Consider the following 18,496-nt stretch of genomic DNA (forward strand, 5'->3'; position numbering starts at 1 on the left):
GCTGTTGCTGCCTGAGTTAGCCCACTCGCCGGATGAACGGCTTGGACCGGGCAGAAATACGAGGCTTCAGGCCGGGGATTGATTGTAAGGTTGGTAAAGAACCGCGCAGGCAGTCGGCCAGCATCAAGCGCCAGGTAACAAGCGCCAGCCAACAAGGAGAGACCATGAACCCGGAACCCGCCGGAACAGTCACGTCCGAGGGCGCATCAGTGCCGGTGCGGGCACGCTTCGGTTCATCCGAGGTCCCGGCGTCGCGCGCAACCCAGGACCGCATCGACATCCCCGAGTTTGCGCCCAACCCGGCGCCGGAGGGTGATATCCGGCCTGACCGGTTCCTGGACCGGGAACTGAGCTGGCTTGCCTTCAACTCCCGTGTCCTGGAACTCGCTGAGGATCCGACACTCCACCTGCTCGAGCGCGTAGCTTTCCTCTCCATTTTCGCGTCCAACCTTGACGAGTTCTTTATGGTCCGGGTTGCCGGCCTGAAACGGCGCATCGCCACCGGACTGGCCGTTCCTTCCCCCGCCGGGTTAAGCCCCGTGGAAGTCCTCGAAAAGATCGGCGACGAAGCCCACCGGCTCCAGCAGCGCCATGCCCAGGTCTACGCGGAGCAGATCCGCCCCGCCCTGGCGTACGAGCACATCCACCTGATGCACTGGGACGAACTGGACGAAACCGCCAAGCAGCAGCTCAGTGCCATGTTTGCCGAAAAGGTCTTCCCGATCCTGACGCCGCTGGCCGTGGACCCGGCACACCCCTTCCCCTACATCTCGGGCCTGTCGCTGAACCTCGCCGTGGTGGTCCGCAACCCGGTAAGTGACAAAGAGCTCTTCGCCCGCCTCAAGGTCCCGGACCAGCTCCCCCGCCTGATTTCCATCGACGGCCCCCGGGCCGGCGCCGTGGCCGGGCGCGTTGCACGGTTTATCGCCCTCGAGGAAGTCATCGCCGTCCACCTGGACAAGCTGTTCGCCGGGATGGAGGTCCTGGAACACCACATCTTCCGCGTCACGCGTAACGAGGATCTCGAAGTGGAAGAGGACGACGCCGAGAACCTCCTCCAGGCTCTGGAGAAGGAGCTGCTTCGCCGCCGGTTCGGGCCTCCCGTCCGCCTCGAGGTAACGCACGACATCAACCCCAACATCCGGGCACTGCTGATCCGCGAGCTCGGGGTGGAAGAGTCCGAGGTGTACTCCCTCCCGGCTCCGCTGGACCTCCGCGGGCTGTCGGTCATTGCCGGCATCGACCGCGCTGACCTGCACTACCCCAAGCACATGCCGCACACGTCCCGGTTCCTTAACGAGTCCGAAACCTCCAAGGCTGCCAACGTGTTCTCGGCCATGCGCCGCCGCGACATCCTGCTCCACCACCCCTACGACTCCTTCTCCACCTCGGTGCAGGCGTTCCTGGAGCAGGCAGCCGCAGACCCCAAGGTCCAGGCCATCAAGCAGACCCTGTACCGGACTTCGGGCGACTCCCCCATTGTGGACGCCCTGATCGATGCTGCCGAGGCCGGCAAGCAGGTGCTGGCACTGGTGGAAATCAAAGCCCGGTTCGACGAACAGGCGAACATCTCCTGGGCACGCAAGCTCGAACAGGCCGGCGTCCACGTGGTGTACGGCATCGTGGGCCTGAAGACGCACTGCAAGCTTTCGCTGGTGGTCCGCCAGGAGGTGGACGGCCTGCGCCGCTACTGCCATATCGGCACCGGCAACTACCACCCCCGCACGGCGCGCTACTACGAGGACCTTGGCCTGCTGACGGCAAACGAGCAGGTGGGTGAGGACCTTTCCAAGCTCTTCAACCAGCTCTCGGGCTACGCGCCGAAATCCACGTTCAAGCGCCTGCTGGTGGCTCCCCGCTCGGTCCGTTCGGGTCTGATCGACCGCATCGAGACGGAGATCCGCAATGCCCGTGCCGGGCTGGGGGCGAGGGTACAGATCAAGGTCAACTCCATGGTGGACGAGGCCATAATCGACTCCCTCTACCGCGCGTCCCAGGCCGGTGTGAAGGTGGACATCATCGTCCGCGGCATCTGCTCGCTGCGCCCGGGCGTTCCGGACCTCAGCGACAACATCACCGTGCGCTCGGTGCTGGGCCGCTTCCTCGAGCACTCCCGCGTGTTCGCCTTTGCCAACGGCGGAGACCCCGTGGTGTACATCGGCTCGGCGGACATGATGCACCGGAACCTGGACCGCCGGGTGGAAGCCCTGGTCCAGCTGTCCAATGCGGACGACATCACCTACGTCCTGGATCTCCTGCGGCGCTACATGGACCCGGAGACCGCCAGCTGGCACCTGGACAACCAGGGCCTCTGGGCCCGCCACCACATCGCCGACGACGGCACCGCCCTGGACGACATCCAGTCCTGGCTGTTGGAATCGCGTACCCGCCAGCGCAGCTTGAGCCGGCGGTAGGGCTGCGCGTTGGTGAGCGACACCCTGGTACCAGACCAGACGGATCATGCCGGAGAACCGGTTGCGGTCGTCGCCGCGGGAGCCGTTCCGTGGCGTGTTAACTCGAACGGCCTCGAGGTCCTCTTGATCCACCGTCCCCGGTACGACGACTGGTCCTGGCCGAAAGGCAAGATCGACGACGGCGAGACGCTTCCGGAGTGCGCGGCGCGTGAGGTCCTGGAGGAGATCGGTCTTTCCGCATCCCTTGGCATCCCGTTGCCGCCCATCCACTACCGCGTGGCATCCGGGCTCAAGGTAGTCCACTACTGGGCCGTACATGCCAACGGCGCCCGGCTGGTCCCCGATGGCAACGAAGTGGACAGCATCATGTGGTGCTCCCCGGACAAGGCCGCCGGTCTGCTGTCCAACCCCTCCGACGTCGTCCCTTTGGAGCACCTCCAGGCCGCCCATGTACGGGACGAACTGAATACCTGGCCGTTCATTCTTGTGCGGCATGCGAAGGCGAAACCACGTTCGTCCTGGTCCAAGGCAGAAGGTGAGCGGCCCCTGGCCGCAACGGGCACCAGGCAGGCGCAGGCGGTGGGCCGGCTGCTCCAGGCCTGGTGGCCGCCCCGCGTTGTCACCAGCCCGTGGCGGCGCTGTGTGGCAACGGTGGCTCCCTACTCAAGGGCAACGGGGGCAAAGGTCAAGCTTGTGGATGCGTTGACTGAACACCGCCACAACCGGACCCCCAAGAAAACGGCCGCCGTGATCGCCGCACTCCTGGACAAGCAGCAGGCCGTCGCCGTCTGCACGCACCGGCCCGCCCTGCCCACCGTGCTCGGCCAGCTGGGCAAACACATGGCACCGCGGCTGCGCGCCCTCCTGCCCTCCTCCGATCCGTTCCTGTCGCCCGGAGAGCTGCTGGTGTGCCACGTCGCCGCGGGCCGCAAAAACCGTATCGTGGCGGTGGAGCAGTTCAAACCCTTCGACGACTAGAGCCCCGGTAGACTTGTGGCGTGAGCATACCGACGCCCTATGAAGACCTCCTCCGCGACGTCCTGACCCACGGAACGCACAAATCGGACCGCACGGGAACAGGCACCACCAGCGTTTTCGGCCGCCAGATCCGGTTCGACCTTGCCCAGAGCTTCCCGCTGATCACCACCAAACGCGTCCACTTCAAGTCCGTCGCGGTGGAGCTGCTCTGGTTCCTGCGCGGCGAGTCGAACGTGAAGTGGATGCGGGACCAGGGCGTCACCATCTGGAATGAATGGGCTGACGTGGACGGCGAACTCGGGCCTGTTTATGGTGTCCAGTGGCGCAGCTGGCCCACTCCGGACGGCGGCCACATCGACCAGATCGCCGAGCTGGTGGAGAACCTGAAGTCCAACCCCGATTCGCGCCGGCACATCGTGTCCGCGTGGAACGTCTCCGAACTCCAGGACATGGCCCTGCCGCCCTGCCATGCGTTCTTCCAGTTCTATGTGGCCGACGGCAAACTCTCCTGCCAGCTGTACCAGCGCTCGGCCGACATGTTCCTGGGCGTGCCGTTCAACATAGCGTCCTATTCGCTGCTCACGTGCATGATCGCCCAGCAGGTCGGCCTGGAGCCGGGCGAGTTCGTCTGGACCGGCGGGGACGTCCACATCTACGAGAACCATATGGACCAGGTCCTCAAGCAGCTGGACCGCGAACCCTATGACTACCCGCAACTGAAAATCACCCGGAAGCCGGAGTCGATCTTCGACTACACCCTTGAGGACTTCGAAGTGCTGAACTACCGGCACCACCCCACGATTAAGGCTCCGATCGCCGTATGAGCACCGAGAACGCCGCAGACCCGCAGTCCTTCACGGAAGAGCTTGCCGCGTCCGTGACCGGCGTCGGCCTCGTGTGGGCACAGACTTCCGGCGGAGTGATCGGCAAGGACGGCGATATGCCGTGGAACCTCCCCGAAGACCTGAAGCACTTCAACAAACTCACCATGGGGCGTCCGGTGATCATGGGGCGCAAGACCTGGCTGTCGTTCCCGGAGAAGTACCGTCCGCTCCCCGGCCGGACAAACATTGTGATCACCCGGCAGAAAGGCTGGGGCGGGACGCCCGAGGCGGAGGGCGCCGTCGTGGTCCCCTCCCTGGACGACGCGCTGCTGGAGTCCCAGTTCGTCGACGGCGGCGAGACGGTGTGGATCCTGGGCGGCGGCGAGGTCTTCCGCCAGTCCACCGATCTGGCCAATGTTGCCGTGGTCACCACCATCGATGTGGAAGCCACCGGCGACACCTACGCGCCGGACCTCGACGAGACCTGGGAGGCGGCCGCCTCCGTTCCACCGGACGGCTGGCTGACCGCAGCCAACGGAACGCGCTACAGGTTCACCAAATGGGTCAGGACGCAGGGCTGAGATGCTGAAGAAACCGGAAACACTGTTCGTCCTGGGCTACATGCTCCTGCCGCTGCTTGCGCTGCTGTCCGCGATCGTGGGACTGACCATGATCGTGGGCGGCAACAAGATTGCGGGGGCCATCGTGCTGGTGATAGTGACCCAGGTATTCGCCTTCGGGGCCTTCTTCGCGCTGCGGGCCAGAAAAGCCGCCGTGCTGGAGGAATCCAACCGGAAGTAGCCGGCCACCGGCGCATGGCAGGACGGCCCATCGTGCCCATCCCCGGCCGCCGGCGTGACGTAACCGACTGCGCCCTGCCGGTTCCGAAGTCTAAACTGTACGAATGACTACAGCAGCTACCCCCTCCGTCGGCCTGGTCGGATGGCGCGGCATGGTCGGCTCCGTCCTGATGCAGCGCATGCAGGACGAGGGCGACTTCGCCAACATCAACCCGGTATTTTTCTCCACGTCCAACGCCGGAGGTGCCGCGCCCTCGTTTGCTGACGGCGCCGGCAAGCTCGAGGACGCGTTCGACGTCGACACCCTGGCGAAGCTGCCCATTATTGTCACCGCCCAGGGCGGGGACTACACCAAGCGCGTGCACACCGAGCTGCGCGGCCGCGGCTGGGACGGCCTTTGGATCGATGCCGCCTCCACGCTGCGCATGAATGACGACTCCATCATCGTGCTGGACCCGATCAACCGCGATGTCATCGACAAGGGCCTGGTCAACGGCACCAAGGACTTCATCGGCGGCAACTGCACCGTGTCCTGCATGCTGATGGGCCTGGGCGGCCTGTTCAAGAACGGCCTCGTCGAGTGGGGCACCTCCATGACCTACCAGGCGGCCTCCGGCGGCGGCGCCCGGCACATGCGCGAACTGCTCAGCCAGTTCGGCACGCTCAACGCCGAGGTCAGCTCGGAACTGGACGACCCGGCGTCGGCCATCCTGGAGATCGACCGCAAGGTCCTGGCCCACCAGCGCACCGACATCGATGCCAGCCAGTTCGGCGTGCCGCTGGCCGGCTCCCTGATCCCCTGGATCGACGCGGACCTGGGCAACGGACAGTCCAAGGAAGAGTGGAAGGCCGGGGTTGAGACCAACAAGATCCTGGGCACTTCCGACGAGAACCACGTGATCATGGACGGGCTCTGCATCCGGATCGGCGCCATGCGCTCCCACTCGCAGGCGCTGACGTTGAAGCTCCGCGAGGACCTCTCCGTGGCCGAGATCGAGAAGCTGGTGGCCGGGGACAACGAGTGGGCCAAGGTGGTTCCGAACACCAAGGAAGCCTCCATGGCCGGCCTGACCCCCGTGGCCGCGTCCGGCACGCTGGACATCCCGGTGGGGCGTATCCGCAAGATGGAGATGGGCCCGGAGTACATCAGCGCCTTCACCGTGGGCGACCAACTCCTCTGGGGTGCCGCCGAGCCGCTGCGCCGCATGCTCAACATCGCCACCGGGAACCTCTGACTCCAAACTCCAGCCAGCAAGTTACCAACGCGGGGTCACTTACCGCCCGTTCCGCACCCGCGGGAGGGCATTAAGTGACCCCGCGTTGCTTTGTCAGGTGGTGAGGAGCGTGTCAGGAGTTGAGGAAAGCCAGGTAGCGGTCGGCGGCTTTGCTGAGGGCAGCCTGGGCACCGGGGCCGAGGGGTTTGGCTGCGTCGAAAAGCTCAGGCACGACGGCGGCGCTCCGGCCGGTGCCCTCCCGGGCCCACGTGCCGATCACCTCTCCCCCGGCCACCACGGTTTTCTTGAACACACCGTTGCCGCCCGGAACGATCTTGTTGGCGTGCTCCGGTGCCAGGACGAGGCGCCGGTCCGTGTAGCTAAGCACGAACTCATCGAAGCCCGGCAGCAGGTGGACAGAGCGCTGGCCTGGCACGCCGTCGTCGAGCAGCGCTGCCGTCTCCGGTGACAGCCAGAAGCTCGTATCCTCGAACTCCAGCTCCACCAACTGTCCGCGCACCTGCTCAAACGCGGCCCGCACTTCGGTCAACGGAAGCTGGGTCCACCAGGCGAAGTCACGGAGGGTGGCCGGCCCGTGGCTGCGGAGGTAGCGCAGCGTGAACTCGGCCATCGCCTCCTGCCGCTCAAGCTTCCGCGAAACCGGGATCCAATCCTCGAAGGCCACCATCAGCTGCTGGTTTCCGGCCAGGGGCCCCTGGACCAGCCAGCCGTGCCGGCACAGGGTCCCGAGGATGTGGATCCCGCGCTGGCCGGTGGTGGGCTGCCCGGCCGCCTCAAAGACGGCAAATAGTTCCGCCCTGCTCAAAGCCCCGCCGCCCGCCACATGCTCCAGGGCGGCGTCGCGGCTCTTTTCGATGTCCGCCCAGGCGATCTCCAGTTCACGGTGCCTGCCGGCGATGCTTCGGGTCAGGCGTTCGGCGGTGAGGTCCAGCATCCACCGCAGATCCTCGGGCGCCACCAGGTGAAGGGTTCCCCGCATCGGCCAGGAGCGGACCACGCTGCCGCTGTCCAGCGCGGCCCTGACATCGCCCAGACCCGACCCCGGAACCCGCACGCCCACCGCCCACAGCGCCGCCTGCAGATCCTGCGCCTGTGAGGCCGTCATCCAGCGGACAGCATCGGGAACCGAGCCCAACCCGGGGCCTAGCAATCCTTGGGAGGCGAGACGCAGCCGCCCCAGGACCTTGCGGCTGATCCGGGTCCTCGCCATGCCACTCACTCCCTCATCCCCCCGCTATGGAACCAATATCCGCCCGCTGCCGGAGCGCCAGGACTAGAGCGCCAGGCCGATCAGCAGCGGTTCCGGATGCAGCTCAATGCCAAAGCGCTCGACGACGCCGGCACGCACCTCGCGCGCGATCGCCAGGATGTCCTTGGCGCTGGCTGAGCCGCGGTTGGTAATTGCCAGGGAGTGCTTGGTGGACAAGGATGCCCGGCCTCCGGAGGCGCTGGACTCCTCCATTCCGTAGCCTTTGCCGAACCCTGCCTGGTCGATGAGCCAGGCGGCTGAAAGCTTCACCAGCCCGTCCTGGCCGGCGGGGTACTTGGGCGCGGACTCCGGCAGGCGTGCCGCCACGTCAGCGGGAACTATCGGGTTGGTGAAGAACGAGCCGGTGGAGTACGTGTCCCGGTCGGCCGTGTCCCACACCATCCCTTTGGAGGTGCGCAGCCGGAGCACTTCGCGGCGGACATCGTTGGCGTACGCGCGCTGGCCCTGCTCCACGCCCAGGGAGCGGGCCAGTTCGGCGTAGCGGATGGGAGCACTCATCCGGCCAAGCGGCAACTGGAACTCGACGGTCAGTACGACGTAGCGCGGCGACCCGTTGACGGTGGTCTGCTTGAGGATGGAATCCCGGTACCCGAACTTCAGTTCCGAGTTGGTGAAGGTCTGCACGGCGTTCCGCGTCCGGTCCCAGGTGCGCACGGCCGCGATGGTCTGCGAGACTTCGGCGCCGTAGGCACCCACGTTCTGGACGGGCGTTGCGCCGGTCAGCCCGGGGATTCCGGACAGGGCCTCGATGCCTGACCAGGCATGCAGGACCGCGTGCTGCACCATGGCATCCCAGTTGTGGCCGGCCTGCACCACGACCGACACGCCGCCGCAGGAGTCCTCCGCGTTGACGGTGAACCCCGTCGAGGCGATTTTGACCACCGTTCCGGGGAACCCGTCGTCGGAAATCAGCAGGTTTGACCCGCCCCCGATGATCAGCAGCGGCTCGCCCGCGGCATCGGCGGAACGGACGGCGTCGATGATCTCCGCCTCGGTTTTGGCCTCGATGAATGTGCCGGCAGGGCCTCCGACGGCGGACGTGGTCAGGTGGGAGAGCAGTGTTTGGGTCACGGTCCCAGCTTAACGCAGTGGCGTCTGCAGGCTTTTGCGGGCCACCGGCGACAACAGGAAGCTGACCACCAGCATCACCATCACGGACAGCAGGGAGTGCAGGATGCCCACGTGTTCAGCCAGCAGGCCCAACAGCGGCGGACCGCACAGGAAGGCTCCGTAACCGATCGTGGAGACCACGGACACGCGGGCGGCTGCCCTGGCGGGATCGTCCGCCGCGGCCGACATGCCCACCGGAAAACCGAGGGAGGCGCCCAGCCCCCAGATGGCCAGGGCCACGTACGCGAGCCAGGGAACCGGGGCGAACACAAACAGGCCGAGCCCCAACACGGCCAGGGCTGCGCACCATCGCATCACCGGGACCCGGCCGAAGCGGTCCAGCACCAGCGTCCCGGCGAACCGGCCGATGGTCATGAAGGTCACAAACAATCCATAGCCGGCGGCTCCGGCGGCGTCCGACTGGCCGTGCCCGTCGGCAAGGGCCAGCGCAACCCAGTCGCCGGCGGCTCCCTCGGCCAGGGCAAGTCCGAGCACCATCACCCCAAGAAGGAGCGTGCGCCGGTCCCGCCAGGCTTCGGCGATTTTGCGCTTGTTGTCCAGCGGAGCGCGCGGAACCGTGGTGTCACGCGGAACGGAGGTGTCACCCGGAACGGTGGTGTCGGCCGGAACATCCGACCCTGCCAGCGGCCGGGTGCCCGGGGCAATGATGGCAATGGGGCCCGTCGAGGGATCTTCGAAGTTATCCGGAACGTAGGTGCGTTCGCCGGCCACCGGGGTGGTGTCCGCGCGGAACCAGGCTGCCGCCGTCGTCACCGAAACCGCAACCACGGCGCCCGCCGCGGCCAAGTGCCAGAACACCGGCAGGGACTCTGCCGCAGCCCACGCGCCCAGCCCGGCGCCTGCCACGGTGCCCAGGCTGAAGGCCCCGTGGAGGCGCGGCATGATGTGCCGGCCCACGGCCCGTTCGACGGCGGCCCCTTCGACGTTGGACGCCGTGTTCCAACTGGCGGTGCCGAGGCCGATGACTGCCAGGCCAAGGGCAACTGCTACAGGATTGGCCAGCACCGAGGTACCGAATCCGGTGATGGCCAGCCCGGCGCCCACCATGATGCTGCCGGTGCGGATGGTCAGCCTGGAGCCCAGCCGCAGCACGATCAGCCCGGAGGCGGACACCGAGAGGAACGATCCCAGCGTCATGCAGAGCAGGAGCAGCCCGACGTTGCCGGGGGTCAGGTCAAGGCCGTCCCGGATGGCCGGGAGCCGTGAAACCCAGGAGGCGAAGGCCACTCCGCTGGCACCGTAGGCCACCACGACGGCGTTGCGCCAGCGGGTGACCTCGGCAGCAGCCGGGGTGGTCAGGGACTCCGGGCGGTTCAGGACACCCTGACGACGGCCTGGGCCTTCATCAGGACCTTCTGGCCCGCCGAGGTGACGGTGAGGTCAACGCGGGCCGTGCCGGCGTCGGCGTCGAGCTTTCCAATGGCGCCGCTGACCTCGATGGTGGCCCCGGGTTCCGGAGTGCCGGTGGTGTCCGATACCGGAACGGGCTTGGTGAAACGGGTCTGGAAATCGACGACGGCGGCCGGATCACCTGCCCAGTCGGTCACCAGCTGCACGGCGGCACCCATGGTGAACATTCCGTGGGCGATGACACCGGGCAGTCCCACCCCGGTGGCGAAGGCTTCGTTCCAGTGGATGGGGTTGAAGTCCCCGGAGGCACCGGCGTACTTGACCAGGTCCGTGCGGGTGACCTCGATGGTGCGGCTGCCGATGTCCTGGCCGGCCGTGAGTTCGTTGAAAGTGGGGCTCATGGTTACTGTCCCTCTCCGCGGACCAGGATGGATGAGGTGGTGGTGGTGACCGGTTCGCGGACTTCGCTGCCGCCGTCGGAGTTGCCGCCGTCGGATACGGCGAAGATTTCGGAGCGGGTGGTGATCATGGCCCCGCCGCCCATGGCGCGGACGCCGTCGACGTGGAGTTCGGCGACGAGCCGGTCGCCGGCGATGATGGGGCGGTGGTGGGTGAAGCGCTGGTCTGCGTGGACCACGCGGGAGAAGTCGATGCCTGACTCCGGATCCTCGATCAGCTGGGCGTCGGCACGCTGGGCAATGATGATGGCGAAGGTGGGGGGTGCTACGAGGTCGCGGTGGCCCAGGGCCTTGGCGGCTTCGACGTCGAAGTGGGCGGGGTGGGTGGCCTTGACCGCGCGGGCGAACTCGCGGATTTTCTCGCGGCCGACGTCGTACACCTCTGCGGCAGGGTAGCTGCGGCCCTGCAGGTCCGGATTGATAGTCATGGCTCCAAGCCTATCCTTTGGGCTGCCAGCGAAGGGTCTTGTGTCGGCTTGATATGATGGATTCATCATTCCATCAAGTGGCCCGATCCGGTGCCGCAAAGGAGCGCACGCCAATGTTGTCCGCCGCCCAGGCTCCGCTGTACGAGATCAAGGCCAACCTGTTCAAGGCGCTGGCGCACCCGGCCCGGATCAGGATCCTGGAGCTCCTGGCTGCGGCTCCTAAGAACACCGCCCCCGTCAGCTACCTGCTCACCGAGACCGGGCTCGAGGCCTCCCACCTCTCCCAGCACCTCGCTACCCTGCGCAAGCACAAAGTGGTGACGTCGGTGCGGACGGCGAACGCTGTGACCTACCGCCTGGCGCACCCCGGGATTTCGGAGCTTCTGGCCATCGCGCGCACGTTCCTGCTCGACAGCCTTGCTGACTCCAACGAACAGCTCAGGCTCGCGCAGGAACTGCCGGCCGGGCACCTCCCCGCGGAGACCGCCTCGTGAGCACGGCCCTGCGTTCCGGTTCCCGGCGGCTCACCCGGTTCCTGCCGTCACGGGCGGACTACACCGGGCTCCGGCAATCCTGGCGGACGGACCTCCTGGCCGGGATCACGGTGGGTATTGTGGCGCTGCCGCTGGCTCTCGCATTCGGGGTCAGCTCGGGAGTGGGCGCCGAGGCCGGGCTCATCACCGCGATCGTGGCCGGGCTGGTGGCTGCGGTCATGGGCGGCTCGCACGTACAGGTATCGGGACCCACCGGCGCCATGGTGGTGGTGCTGGCTCCCGTGGTGGCGGTGCATGGAGCCGGCAGCGTGGCCCTGGTCTCGGTGATGGCCGGGCTGATGGTCTGCGTCCTGGGCATCAGCGGACTGGGCAAGGCGGTGGCCTTCATACCCTGGCCGGTAGTGGAAGGCTTCACGCTGGGCATTGCCGCCATCATCTTCCTCCAGCAGGTTCCGCTGGCCACAGGCACGGCAGGCACGCCTGGCCACAACACCCTGCTGGCGGCCATCGAGTCGGCCTCCGGGGCGGAGTCCCCCACGGTATTGCTGACGCTGGCACTTGTGGCGGGAGTCGCCGTCGTGATGGTCCTGGTCCAGAAGTATTTCCGGGCACTGCCGGCCAGCCTGCTCGCCGTGCTCCTCGCGACGACGGCTGCTGGACTTCTGCAGCTGGACGTGCCCCGGATCGGCGCGTTGCCGCATTCCCTGCCGTCACCCTCCCTTCCCGCCATGGATCCGGCGTCAATGGGCGCGCTGGCAATGCCTGCAGTGGCCATCGCCGCCCTGGCGGCCATCGAATCGCTGCTGTCGGCCCGCGTGGCAGGCGGCATGGCGGGGCCGGACGGAAGACCCAGCGGTGCCTACAGCCCTGACCGCGAGCTGACCGGCCAGGGCCTGGCCTCGATAGCCGCGGGCTTGTTTGGCGGAATGCCTGCCACCGGCGCCATCGCCCGGACGGCCGTGAATGTGCGCTCCGGCGCCAGGACGCGTCTCTCCGCGGTGGTGCATGCCGTGGTGCTCCTGGGCATCGTCTACCTGGCCGCCGGGCTGGTGGGTCAGATCCCTCTGGCCGCCCTGGGGGGTGTGCTGATGGTGACCGCGACGCGCATGGTGTCCCGGCGGACGGTCGCGGCGATCCTGCGCTCAACGCGATCGGACGCGGCAGTATTCATCCTCACGGCAATCATCACGGTGGCTTTCGACCTGATCGTCGCGATCCAGATCGGGCTGGCCGCCGCGGCCCTCTTCACGCTGCGGAAATTCGCTTCGCTGAGCAGCGTGCAGCGGGAAGAGATTTCCGGGCCGCGCGCTGCAGGTGACGAGCACATTGCTGTCTTCCGGCTGGACGGTGCCATGTTCTTCGGCGCCGCGGAACGCATCCTCCAGGAGATCAGCCAGGTGCGGGACATCCAGGTGGCCATCATCAGGCTCTCCCAGTTGCGGATGCTGGACGCCACCGGAGCGCATGCACTCGTGGAGGTCATAGCCGCCTTGGAACTGCGCGGCATCACGGTCCTGCTGAAGGGAGTGCGGCCCGATCACCTGGCCCTGGTGACCAACGTTGGAGTGATCCGCTCGCTCCGCCACCACAAGCACCTGTTCGAGGACCTTCCTGCCGCCGTGGAACACGCCCGCAGCCACGTGAGCAGGAACGCAGCCGCCGCTAGCGCCTGAGGTTCTTCCGGATCGCCTGGCCGCGGACCACCAGGCCGACAATATGCAGGACCAGGCCCAGCCCGATGACCGCAAGCGATCCCACCGCCAGCTCCCGGTTGTTGCCGGTGTTGCCCACAATGTTCAGGATGAGCCCGACGCCGATGAGGCCCATGGCGCTGAAGACCAGGACTTTGTAGGAGGTGGGCGCAGATTCCCAGAATTCTTTGAGCACCGTGACAGTCTACCGAGGGCCGCGGCCTCAGATACTGCGCGGCCCCACAACAGCAACGCGGGGTCACTTAACGCCCGATCCGACGTCGTTATCGGGCGTTAAGTGACCCCGCGTTGCTGGAGAGGCGTCAGTTGCTGGAGAGGCTTTACAGGGCGGGCTGAACGCCGAAGGCCACGGCGAGCTTCATGATCTTCTCGGCACGGCCCAGCCGCGGCAGGTCCGAGCCGTCGCGGATGACGCGGCCGTTGGCCTCGAAGTCGGCCATGAAGTCAGTGGCCCAGGCGACGTCGGACGGGGTGGGGCTGATGACTTCGTTGATCACCGGGGTCTGGTCGATGGCCAGGCAAAGCTTTCCGGTCATGCCCATCATCACGGTGATGCCGGTCTGCTCGCGCAGGATGGGGTGGTTGGTGCCCACTGTGGGCCCGTCGATGGGGCCCGGCAGGTTGCCGACCCGGCTGGCGACCACGAGCTTGGCGCGCGGGTAGGCCATGGCCTCGGCGGTGGCGGCCATTCCGGTGTCGCGGCGGAAGTCACCGGAACCGAAGGCGAGCCGGAACGCGCCCTGCGCCCTGGCGATGTTGTTGGCTTCCTCGATCCCGACGGCGGATTCCACCAGCGGGATAACGGGCGTCTTGCCGTCCATCCGGTGGAAGCTCTCGGTGACCTGGTCGGCGGATTCGGTCTTGGCGAGCATCACGCCGAGCAGGCCGGGGGTTCCGCGCAGTCCGGCGAGGTCGTCGGCCCAGAACGGGCTGGTGGCGTCGTTGATGCGGACCCAGGCTTTACCGCCGGCGCCCAGCCAGTCGATGACGTGTCCGCGGGCCTGGTCCTTCTGTGACGGGTCCACGGCGTCTTCAATATCGAGGATGATCGAATCCGCGCGCGAGGCGGCGGACTGGTCAAACAGTTCGGTTTTCATAGCGTTCACCAGGAGCCATGAACGGGCGATTTCTGCTGGGATATTGCGTTCGGGCCGTACGGTCTCGGTGGCGATGGTTGACGTCATGTATCTACCGTATCCGGCAGGGCACCGCCAGCGCTAAGCGATGGCGCTGATGAGTGACCAATACGACCAATACGGCGGCGGGCGCGCCGCCGATCACGGGATGCTGCTCCCCCGGGCAGCGATCCACAGCCCATACCATTCGGCACGGGTCAGGGCCGCCGCTACCCGGCCGGCGTCCGCGCATGCCCTGATCCGGGCCGGATTGACCGTCCCGATGACCGGCGCAATCCTGGCCGGGTGTTTCATCAGCCAGCCCAGCAGTATTGATTCGCCGGAGGTGCTGTATTTCCCGGCCAGCTCCGCCACCAGCGTTGCAGCGGCAGTCTCAGCCGTCGTCGGGTCTTCCGGCGCAGCGCCGGTGTACAGTCCGCGGGCCAGCGCGCCGTAGGCCTGCAGCGCGATGCCGTTCCGGGCGCAGTATTCGAGCGTTCCGTGCGGGAAACTGTAGTCCAGCGACTCGGGATGGTTCACCAGGACCTGGCTCTCCAGCCAGGCCCGTTTGAGCAGGCTCATCTCCAGCTGGTTGGCAATGACGGGTACTTCCAGCCGGTCCTGCAGCGCCTGGATCTGCGCACCGGACATATTGGACACGCCCAGAGCGCGTACCTTGCCCTCGGCCATCAGCTGCCCGACGGCGCCAGCCACCTCCGCGAGGTCGGTCAGTGGATCGGGGCGGTGCAGCAGGAGCACGTCCACGAAGTCCGTCTGCAGCCTCGAGAGGCTTCCGCCGACCCGCTCCAGGATGGCGTCCCTGCTCAGGTCATAGTGCCCCGGGATCCCCCCTTCGCCGAGCCGGATTCCGCATTTTGTCTGCAGCCGGAGGCGGTCGCGGAGGCCCGGCGTGGCCGCAAGGACCTCACCGAACACGGCCTCGGACTTGCCCTTGCGGTAGATGTCGGCGTGGTCAAACAGGGTGATGCCGATCTCCAGCGCGGCCTCGATGGCGGCCGCGGCCTCGTCCACGTGGTCGGTGCCGTACGGCTCGTCGGACCAGCTGCCGCCCAGGCCCATGCAGCCGTAGATGAGCTCCTGCGCGGACGATGGGGCGGTGTGGTCGGTCACTGTTTCACTCTTTCATGGGCTGTGGCAGACGGACAGGTGGCGGGACCCGGCCCGGTCCCGCCACCTGTGCGTCTAATTCATTGATGTCAGCGCAGCCAGGCGGTGCTGTTGGCGCCGAGCTTGCCGTCTTCCAGCGGCGCGCTGCTGACCAGCACGGCCCCGGCCGGAAGGTCGACGGCGAGGTCCCCGAAGTTGGTTACTGACTGCCAGCCACCGGGACGGCTGAAATGCAGGACCTTAGAGTTCCCCGTGGGGATCCAGGTCAGTTCCTCATCGGCCTGAAGTTCCCGTCGCAGCTTCAGGGCCTGACGGTACAGCTCAAGCGTGGATCCTTCGGTGCCGTCCTCAGCCTCGACGGCGTACTTGGCGAACCAGTCCGGCTGCGGCAGGTGGGCGCCGCCGTCGCCGAAGCCGAAGGACGTGCCTTCGACGTTCCAGGGCAGCGGGACGCGGCAGCCGTCCCGGCCCACCTCAACGCCCTTGTTCCGGAAGTAGGTGGGATCCTGGCGCTCGGCGTCGGGAATGTCCGCCACTTCCTGCAGGCCCAGCTCCTCTCCCTGGTAAAGGTAGGCGGAACCGGGGAGCGCGAGCATCAACAGGCTGGCGGCGCGGGCGCGGCGCTCACCGAGCTCCGCATCCAGCTCCTCCTGCGGGCCGCCGGCCAGCAGCCAGTCCTTGCCGTCCTGGCCTTTGGCATGGGCCTTGGTCTTGTCCTTGGGGAACTGGGGCAGGCCGTAGCGCGTGGCGTGCCGGACGACGTCGTGGTTTGAGAAGACCCAGGTGGAGGAAGCGCCGGTGGCTGCCGCTTCGGCGAGGTTTCGGGTGATGATTTCGCGGAATTCCTCGGCATCGAAATCGGCCTGGAGGAGGTCGAAGTTGAATGCCTGCCCCAGTCCTTCAGGGCTGGCATAGCGGGCGCGCCGGGTGGCGTGGACCCATGCCTCGGCCACGGCGGTGCGCGGCGGGTTGTATTCGTTGAAGACCTCGCGCCATTCGGTGTAGATCTCGTGCACTTCGTCGCGGTCCCAGAAGGGGTGCGTGCCGTCGTCGAACCCGTCCACCCCGGTGTTGGCGGCACTGAGCTCCAGCTTGGACAGCAGGGGTTCGGTGAGGTCCTTGGTGAGGGCGTGGGCCACGTCCACCCGGAAGCCGTCCACGCCGCGGTCGGACCAGAAGCGCAGGGTCTTGAGGAAGTCGTCGCGGACCTCGCGGTTGGACCAGTTCAGGTCCGGCTGCTCCTTGGCGAAGATATGGAGGTACCACTGGCCGGCTGTGCCGTCAGGTTCCGTGATCCGCTCCCATGCCGGACCGCCGAAGACTGAATCCCAGTCCGACGGCGGGAACTCCCCGTCAGGGCCTTTGCCGTCGCGGAAAATGTAGCGGTCGCGGGCAGCGGAACCCTTCGGCGAAGCGAGGGCCTCCTTGAACCACTCGTGGCGGTTGGAGGAGTGGTTCGGGACGATGTCGGCGATGAGCTTGATGCCGGCGCCGTGGAGGGCCTTGGCCATTTCGTCGAAGTCCGCCAGTGTACCCAGCTTGGGGTCCACGTCACGGTAGTCGTCCACGTCGTAGCCGCCGTCGGCGAGGGCCGAGGGGTAGAACGGGCTCAGCCAGACGGCGTCGATCCCCAGTTCCTTCAGGTACGGAACCCTGGCTGTGATGCCCTTGATGTCACCGAGGCCGTCGCCGTTGGAGTCGGAGAAGCTGCGCGGATAGATCTGGTACACGGCAGCCTGGCGCCACCAGTTGGGATCGCTCATGCGGTCAGGATCGGACATGGTTGCCAGCGTGGCGGTGGTGGACAAGTGAATCCTTCGGAGGTCTCGGCCGGTCTGTTTCTGGACACTTCGGTGCGGTTGGGTGGTGCAGGGCAGGCCTTTAGATAGAATCTAAATATATTGCCGCATCAATTATCAGCCCCGTATCCGGGAAGGTCAAGGTCACATGAAGGCAGCCGGCGCAGCCACTCCGCAAATGCTGCGGCGGGTCAACGCCCACGCCGTCCTGGCCTTCCTGCGCACGACGGAGGTGGCCACCGGAACGGATCTGATGGCCGCCACGGGCCTCACCCGCGCTTCGGTGATTGCCGTGTGTGAGGATCTCCTCCGCCGGGGATGGATTACTGAACTGGACTCCGGCCGCGGGCCCGGCTCCGTCAAGGGCCGCCCCGCCCGGCGCTTTGTCCTGAACCCCCGGGCCGGCTTCGTTGTGGGTATCGACATCGGCGCCGCCACCACCACGGCGGTAGTGGCGGACCTGCGGGGAGCCATTGTGGGCAGGGCAAGCCGCACGTTCCGCAGCGCCGGGATTCCGGCCCGCGAGCGGATCGATGTGGTGAACCAGGCGTGCGGCGAGGCATTGGCTGAGGCAGGGACCGGCCCCTCAACGGTCCTGGCGGTGACGGCCGGGCTGGCAGCTCCGGTGGACCGGCAAGGCAACGTTTTGGTGACCAAGCAGTTTTGGCGGCAGTTCGACGTCGGACTCCGCACAGCCCTCGCCGACCGCCACGGCTGGACGGTGCTGCTGGAGAACGATGCCAACCTTGCAGCTCTCGGGGAACGGTGGCGCGGGTCCGGAACCGGTGTGGACGATCTGGTGGTCATCCTGGCCAGCGAGCGGATGGGCGCCGGCGTCATCGAATCGGGGCGGCTGCTGCACGGGCACAGCGGGGCCGCGGGCGAGATGGGCTACCTCACCATGATCGAGGGAGTGGGCAGCGCCGATGGCATCGCCTACCTCGCCCGCGAATGGTATGCGCGGCCCGGCGAGCCGCCTACCGTCGAGGCCCGCGCGGTTTTCGCTGCCGCCGCCGCCGGGGACCCTGCCGCCGTCGCGGTGCTGGACAGGCTGGCGGAACGCGTGGCACGGGTGATCGCCTCAGTGGCCATCATGGTCAACCCGGAGCAGGTGGTGATCGGCGGCGCCGTGGCAGAGTCAGCCCACGCACTGCTCCCGGGCATCATGGAACTGCTGCCACGCTTCACCGCCACAGTCCCCCGGGTCACTGCATCCCCGCTCGGCGATGCGATCGTGACGGTGGGCGCGGTCAGGCATGCTCTGGACTACGTCGAAACGCACGCGCTTGAGCTGGACCTCACGGCCGGGACGTAGGCCGCCAGGCCCCACCGGCGTCCGCTCCGGGGCCTACGGCTGCAG

The 18,496-nt window shown here is 67.0% G+C and carries 18 protein-coding genes; 9 read left to right on the forward strand and 9 right to left on the reverse strand.

All coding sequences use genetic code 11. The features are described 5' to 3' along the window. Positions 1-164 precede the first annotated feature (164 nt). From ACS5PJ_RS10180 to asd, 6 genes are all read left to right on the forward strand, one after another. Positions 165-2,414 (forward strand): RNA degradosome polyphosphate kinase, encoded by a 2,250-nt coding sequence (locus ACS5PJ_RS10180; RefSeq protein ID WP_439434752.1) that lies wholly within the window; start codon positions 165-167, stop codon positions 2,412-2,414. Positions 2,415-2,423: 9 nt separating this feature from the next. Further along, on the forward strand, positions 2,424-3,392 hold the full coding sequence (locus ACS5PJ_RS10185; protein WP_439434753.1) for an NUDIX hydrolase: 969 nt from the start codon (positions 2,424-2,426) through the stop codon (positions 3,390-3,392). Positions 3,393-3,412: 20 nt separating this feature from the next. Then, the gene (locus ACS5PJ_RS10190; protein WP_439434754.1) at positions 3,413-4,216 is read left to right on the forward strand and encodes a thymidylate synthase; all 804 of its coding nucleotides are present in this window, start codon (positions 3,413-3,415) and stop codon (positions 4,214-4,216) included. After that, a complete protein-coding gene (locus ACS5PJ_RS10195; protein WP_439434755.1) occupies positions 4,213-4,797 on the forward strand; it encodes a dihydrofolate reductase in 585 nt (194 codons plus the stop codon). Before ACS5PJ_RS10190 ends, ACS5PJ_RS10195 begins: the two co-directional genes overlap by 4 nt. A 1-nt stretch (position 4,798) precedes the next feature. After that, positions 4,799-5,017: an NF038396 family protein gene (locus ACS5PJ_RS10200; RefSeq protein WP_439434756.1), complete on the forward strand. Its 219-nt coding sequence runs from the start codon at positions 4,799-4,801 to the stop codon at positions 5,015-5,017. Between the two features lie 103 nt (positions 5,018-5,120). Continuing rightward, entirely contained in the window at positions 5,121-6,251 is a 1,131-nt protein-coding gene (gene asd / locus ACS5PJ_RS10205) for an aspartate-semialdehyde dehydrogenase (RefSeq protein ID WP_439434757.1), read from the forward strand. Positions 6,252-6,363: 112 nt separating this feature from the next. Here the strand turns inward: asd and ACS5PJ_RS10210 are convergent, their stop codons facing one another. From ACS5PJ_RS10210 to ACS5PJ_RS10230, 5 genes are all read right to left on the reverse strand, one after another. Then, entirely contained in the window at positions 6,364-7,461 is a 1,098-nt protein-coding gene (locus ACS5PJ_RS10210) for a winged helix DNA-binding domain-containing protein (RefSeq protein ID WP_439434758.1), read from the reverse strand. Between the two features lie 63 nt (positions 7,462-7,524). Continuing rightward, positions 7,525-8,592 (reverse strand): UDP-N-acetylmuramate dehydrogenase, encoded by a 1,068-nt coding sequence (locus tag ACS5PJ_RS10215; RefSeq protein WP_439434759.1) that lies wholly within the window; start codon positions 8,590-8,592, stop codon positions 7,525-7,527. A 9-nt stretch (positions 8,593-8,601) separates the two neighbouring features. Further along, positions 8,602-9,969, reverse strand: a complete 1,368-nt coding sequence (locus ACS5PJ_RS10220) for an MFS transporter (protein WP_439434803.1) — start codon at positions 9,967-9,969, stop codon at positions 8,602-8,604. After that, positions 9,966-10,403 (reverse strand): MaoC family dehydratase, encoded by a 438-nt coding sequence (locus ACS5PJ_RS10225; RefSeq protein WP_439434760.1) that lies wholly within the window; start codon positions 10,401-10,403, stop codon positions 9,966-9,968. Before ACS5PJ_RS10225 ends, ACS5PJ_RS10220 begins: the two co-directional genes overlap by 4 nt. A 2-nt stretch (positions 10,404-10,405) precedes the next feature. After that, positions 10,406-10,888 carry an FAS1-like dehydratase domain-containing protein gene (locus ACS5PJ_RS10230; RefSeq protein ID WP_439434761.1) on the reverse strand — a complete coding sequence of 161 codons (483 nt, stop codon included), beginning with the start codon at positions 10,886-10,888 and terminating at the stop codon, positions 10,406-10,408. Between the two features lie 113 nt (positions 10,889-11,001). Here ACS5PJ_RS10230 and ACS5PJ_RS10235 point away from each other — a divergent pair, with 113 nt between their 5' ends. Continuing rightward, positions 11,002-11,382 carry an ArsR/SmtB family transcription factor gene (locus ACS5PJ_RS10235; protein ID WP_439434762.1) on the forward strand — a complete coding sequence of 127 codons (381 nt, stop codon included), beginning with the start codon at positions 11,002-11,004 and terminating at the stop codon, positions 11,380-11,382. Beyond that, positions 11,379-13,055 (forward strand): SulP family inorganic anion transporter, encoded by a 1,677-nt coding sequence (locus ACS5PJ_RS10240; RefSeq protein WP_439434763.1) that lies wholly within the window; start codon positions 11,379-11,381, stop codon positions 13,053-13,055. The genes ACS5PJ_RS10235 and ACS5PJ_RS10240 overlap by 4 nt, the downstream gene beginning before the upstream one ends. On the opposite strand, the gene ACS5PJ_RS10245 is transcribed toward ACS5PJ_RS10240, so the two are convergent. The 4 genes from ACS5PJ_RS10245 to ACS5PJ_RS10260 all read right to left on the reverse strand — a co-directional run bounded on the left by ACS5PJ_RS10245 (position 13,045) and on the right by ACS5PJ_RS10260 (position 17,145). Next, a complete protein-coding gene (locus tag ACS5PJ_RS10245; RefSeq protein WP_439434764.1) occupies positions 13,045-13,269 on the reverse strand; it encodes a DUF3188 domain-containing protein in 225 nt (74 codons plus the stop codon). The two genes, ACS5PJ_RS10240 and ACS5PJ_RS10245, sit on opposite strands and share 11 nt — an antisense overlap. A 145-nt stretch (positions 13,270-13,414) precedes the next feature. Then, positions 13,415-14,278: an HpcH/HpaI aldolase/citrate lyase family protein gene (locus tag ACS5PJ_RS10250; protein ID WP_439434765.1), complete on the reverse strand. Its 864-nt coding sequence runs from the start codon at positions 14,276-14,278 to the stop codon at positions 13,415-13,417. A 93-nt stretch (positions 14,279-14,371) separates the two neighbouring features. Continuing rightward, positions 14,372-15,340: an aldo/keto reductase gene (locus ACS5PJ_RS10255; RefSeq protein WP_439434766.1), complete on the reverse strand. Its 969-nt coding sequence runs from the start codon at positions 15,338-15,340 to the stop codon at positions 14,372-14,374. A gap of 86 nt (positions 15,341-15,426) precedes the next feature. Beyond that, positions 15,427-17,145 (reverse strand): glycoside hydrolase family 13 protein, encoded by a 1,719-nt coding sequence (locus tag ACS5PJ_RS10260; RefSeq protein ID WP_439434767.1) that lies wholly within the window; start codon positions 17,143-17,145, stop codon positions 15,427-15,429. Positions 17,146-17,284: 139 nt separating this feature from the next. Here ACS5PJ_RS10260 and ACS5PJ_RS10265 point away from each other — a divergent pair, with 139 nt between their 5' ends. Continuing rightward, positions 17,285-18,451 (forward strand): ROK family protein, encoded by a 1,167-nt coding sequence (locus ACS5PJ_RS10265; protein ID WP_439434768.1) that lies wholly within the window; start codon positions 17,285-17,287, stop codon positions 18,449-18,451. Positions 18,452-18,496 lie beyond the last annotated feature (45 nt).

The organism is Pseudarthrobacter cremeus (assembly GCF_051857465.1).
Lineage (GTDB): Bacteria > Actinomycetota > Actinomycetes > Actinomycetales > Micrococcaceae > Arthrobacter.

Excerpts from the sequence above, each read along its gene's own strand:
- ACS5PJ_RS10230 (WP_439434761.1), bottom strand. The coding sequence starts at position 10,888 with ATGACTATCAATCCGGACCTGCAGGGCCGCAGCTACCCTGCCGCAGAG.
- ACS5PJ_RS10210 (WP_439434758.1), bottom strand. The coding sequence starts at position 7,461 with ATGGCGAGGACCCGGATCAGCCGCAAGGTCCTGGGGCGGCTGCGTCTC.
- ACS5PJ_RS10225 (WP_439434760.1), bottom strand. The coding sequence starts at position 10,403 with ATGAGCCCCACTTTCAACGAACTCACGGCCGGCCAGGACATCGGCAGC.
- ACS5PJ_RS10180 (WP_439434752.1), top strand. The coding sequence starts at position 165 with ATGAACCCGGAACCCGCCGGAACAGTCACGTCCGAGGGCGCATCAGTG.
- ACS5PJ_RS10195 (WP_439434755.1), top strand. The coding sequence starts at position 4,213 with ATGAGCACCGAGAACGCCGCAGACCCGCAGTCCTTCACGGAAGAGCTT.
- asd (WP_439434757.1), top strand. The coding sequence starts at position 5,121 with ATGACTACAGCAGCTACCCCCTCCGTCGGCCTGGTCGGATGGCGCGGC.
- ACS5PJ_RS10200 (WP_439434756.1), top strand. The coding sequence starts at position 4,799 with ATGCTGAAGAAACCGGAAACACTGTTCGTCCTGGGCTACATGCTCCTG.
- ACS5PJ_RS10250 (WP_439434765.1), bottom strand. The coding sequence starts at position 14,278 with ATGACGTCAACCATCGCCACCGAGACCGTACGGCCCGAACGCAATATC.
- ACS5PJ_RS10265 (WP_439434768.1), top strand. The coding sequence starts at position 17,285 with ATGAAGGCAGCCGGCGCAGCCACTCCGCAAATGCTGCGGCGGGTCAAC.
- ACS5PJ_RS10235 (WP_439434762.1), top strand. The coding sequence starts at position 11,002 with ATGTTGTCCGCCGCCCAGGCTCCGCTGTACGAGATCAAGGCCAACCTG.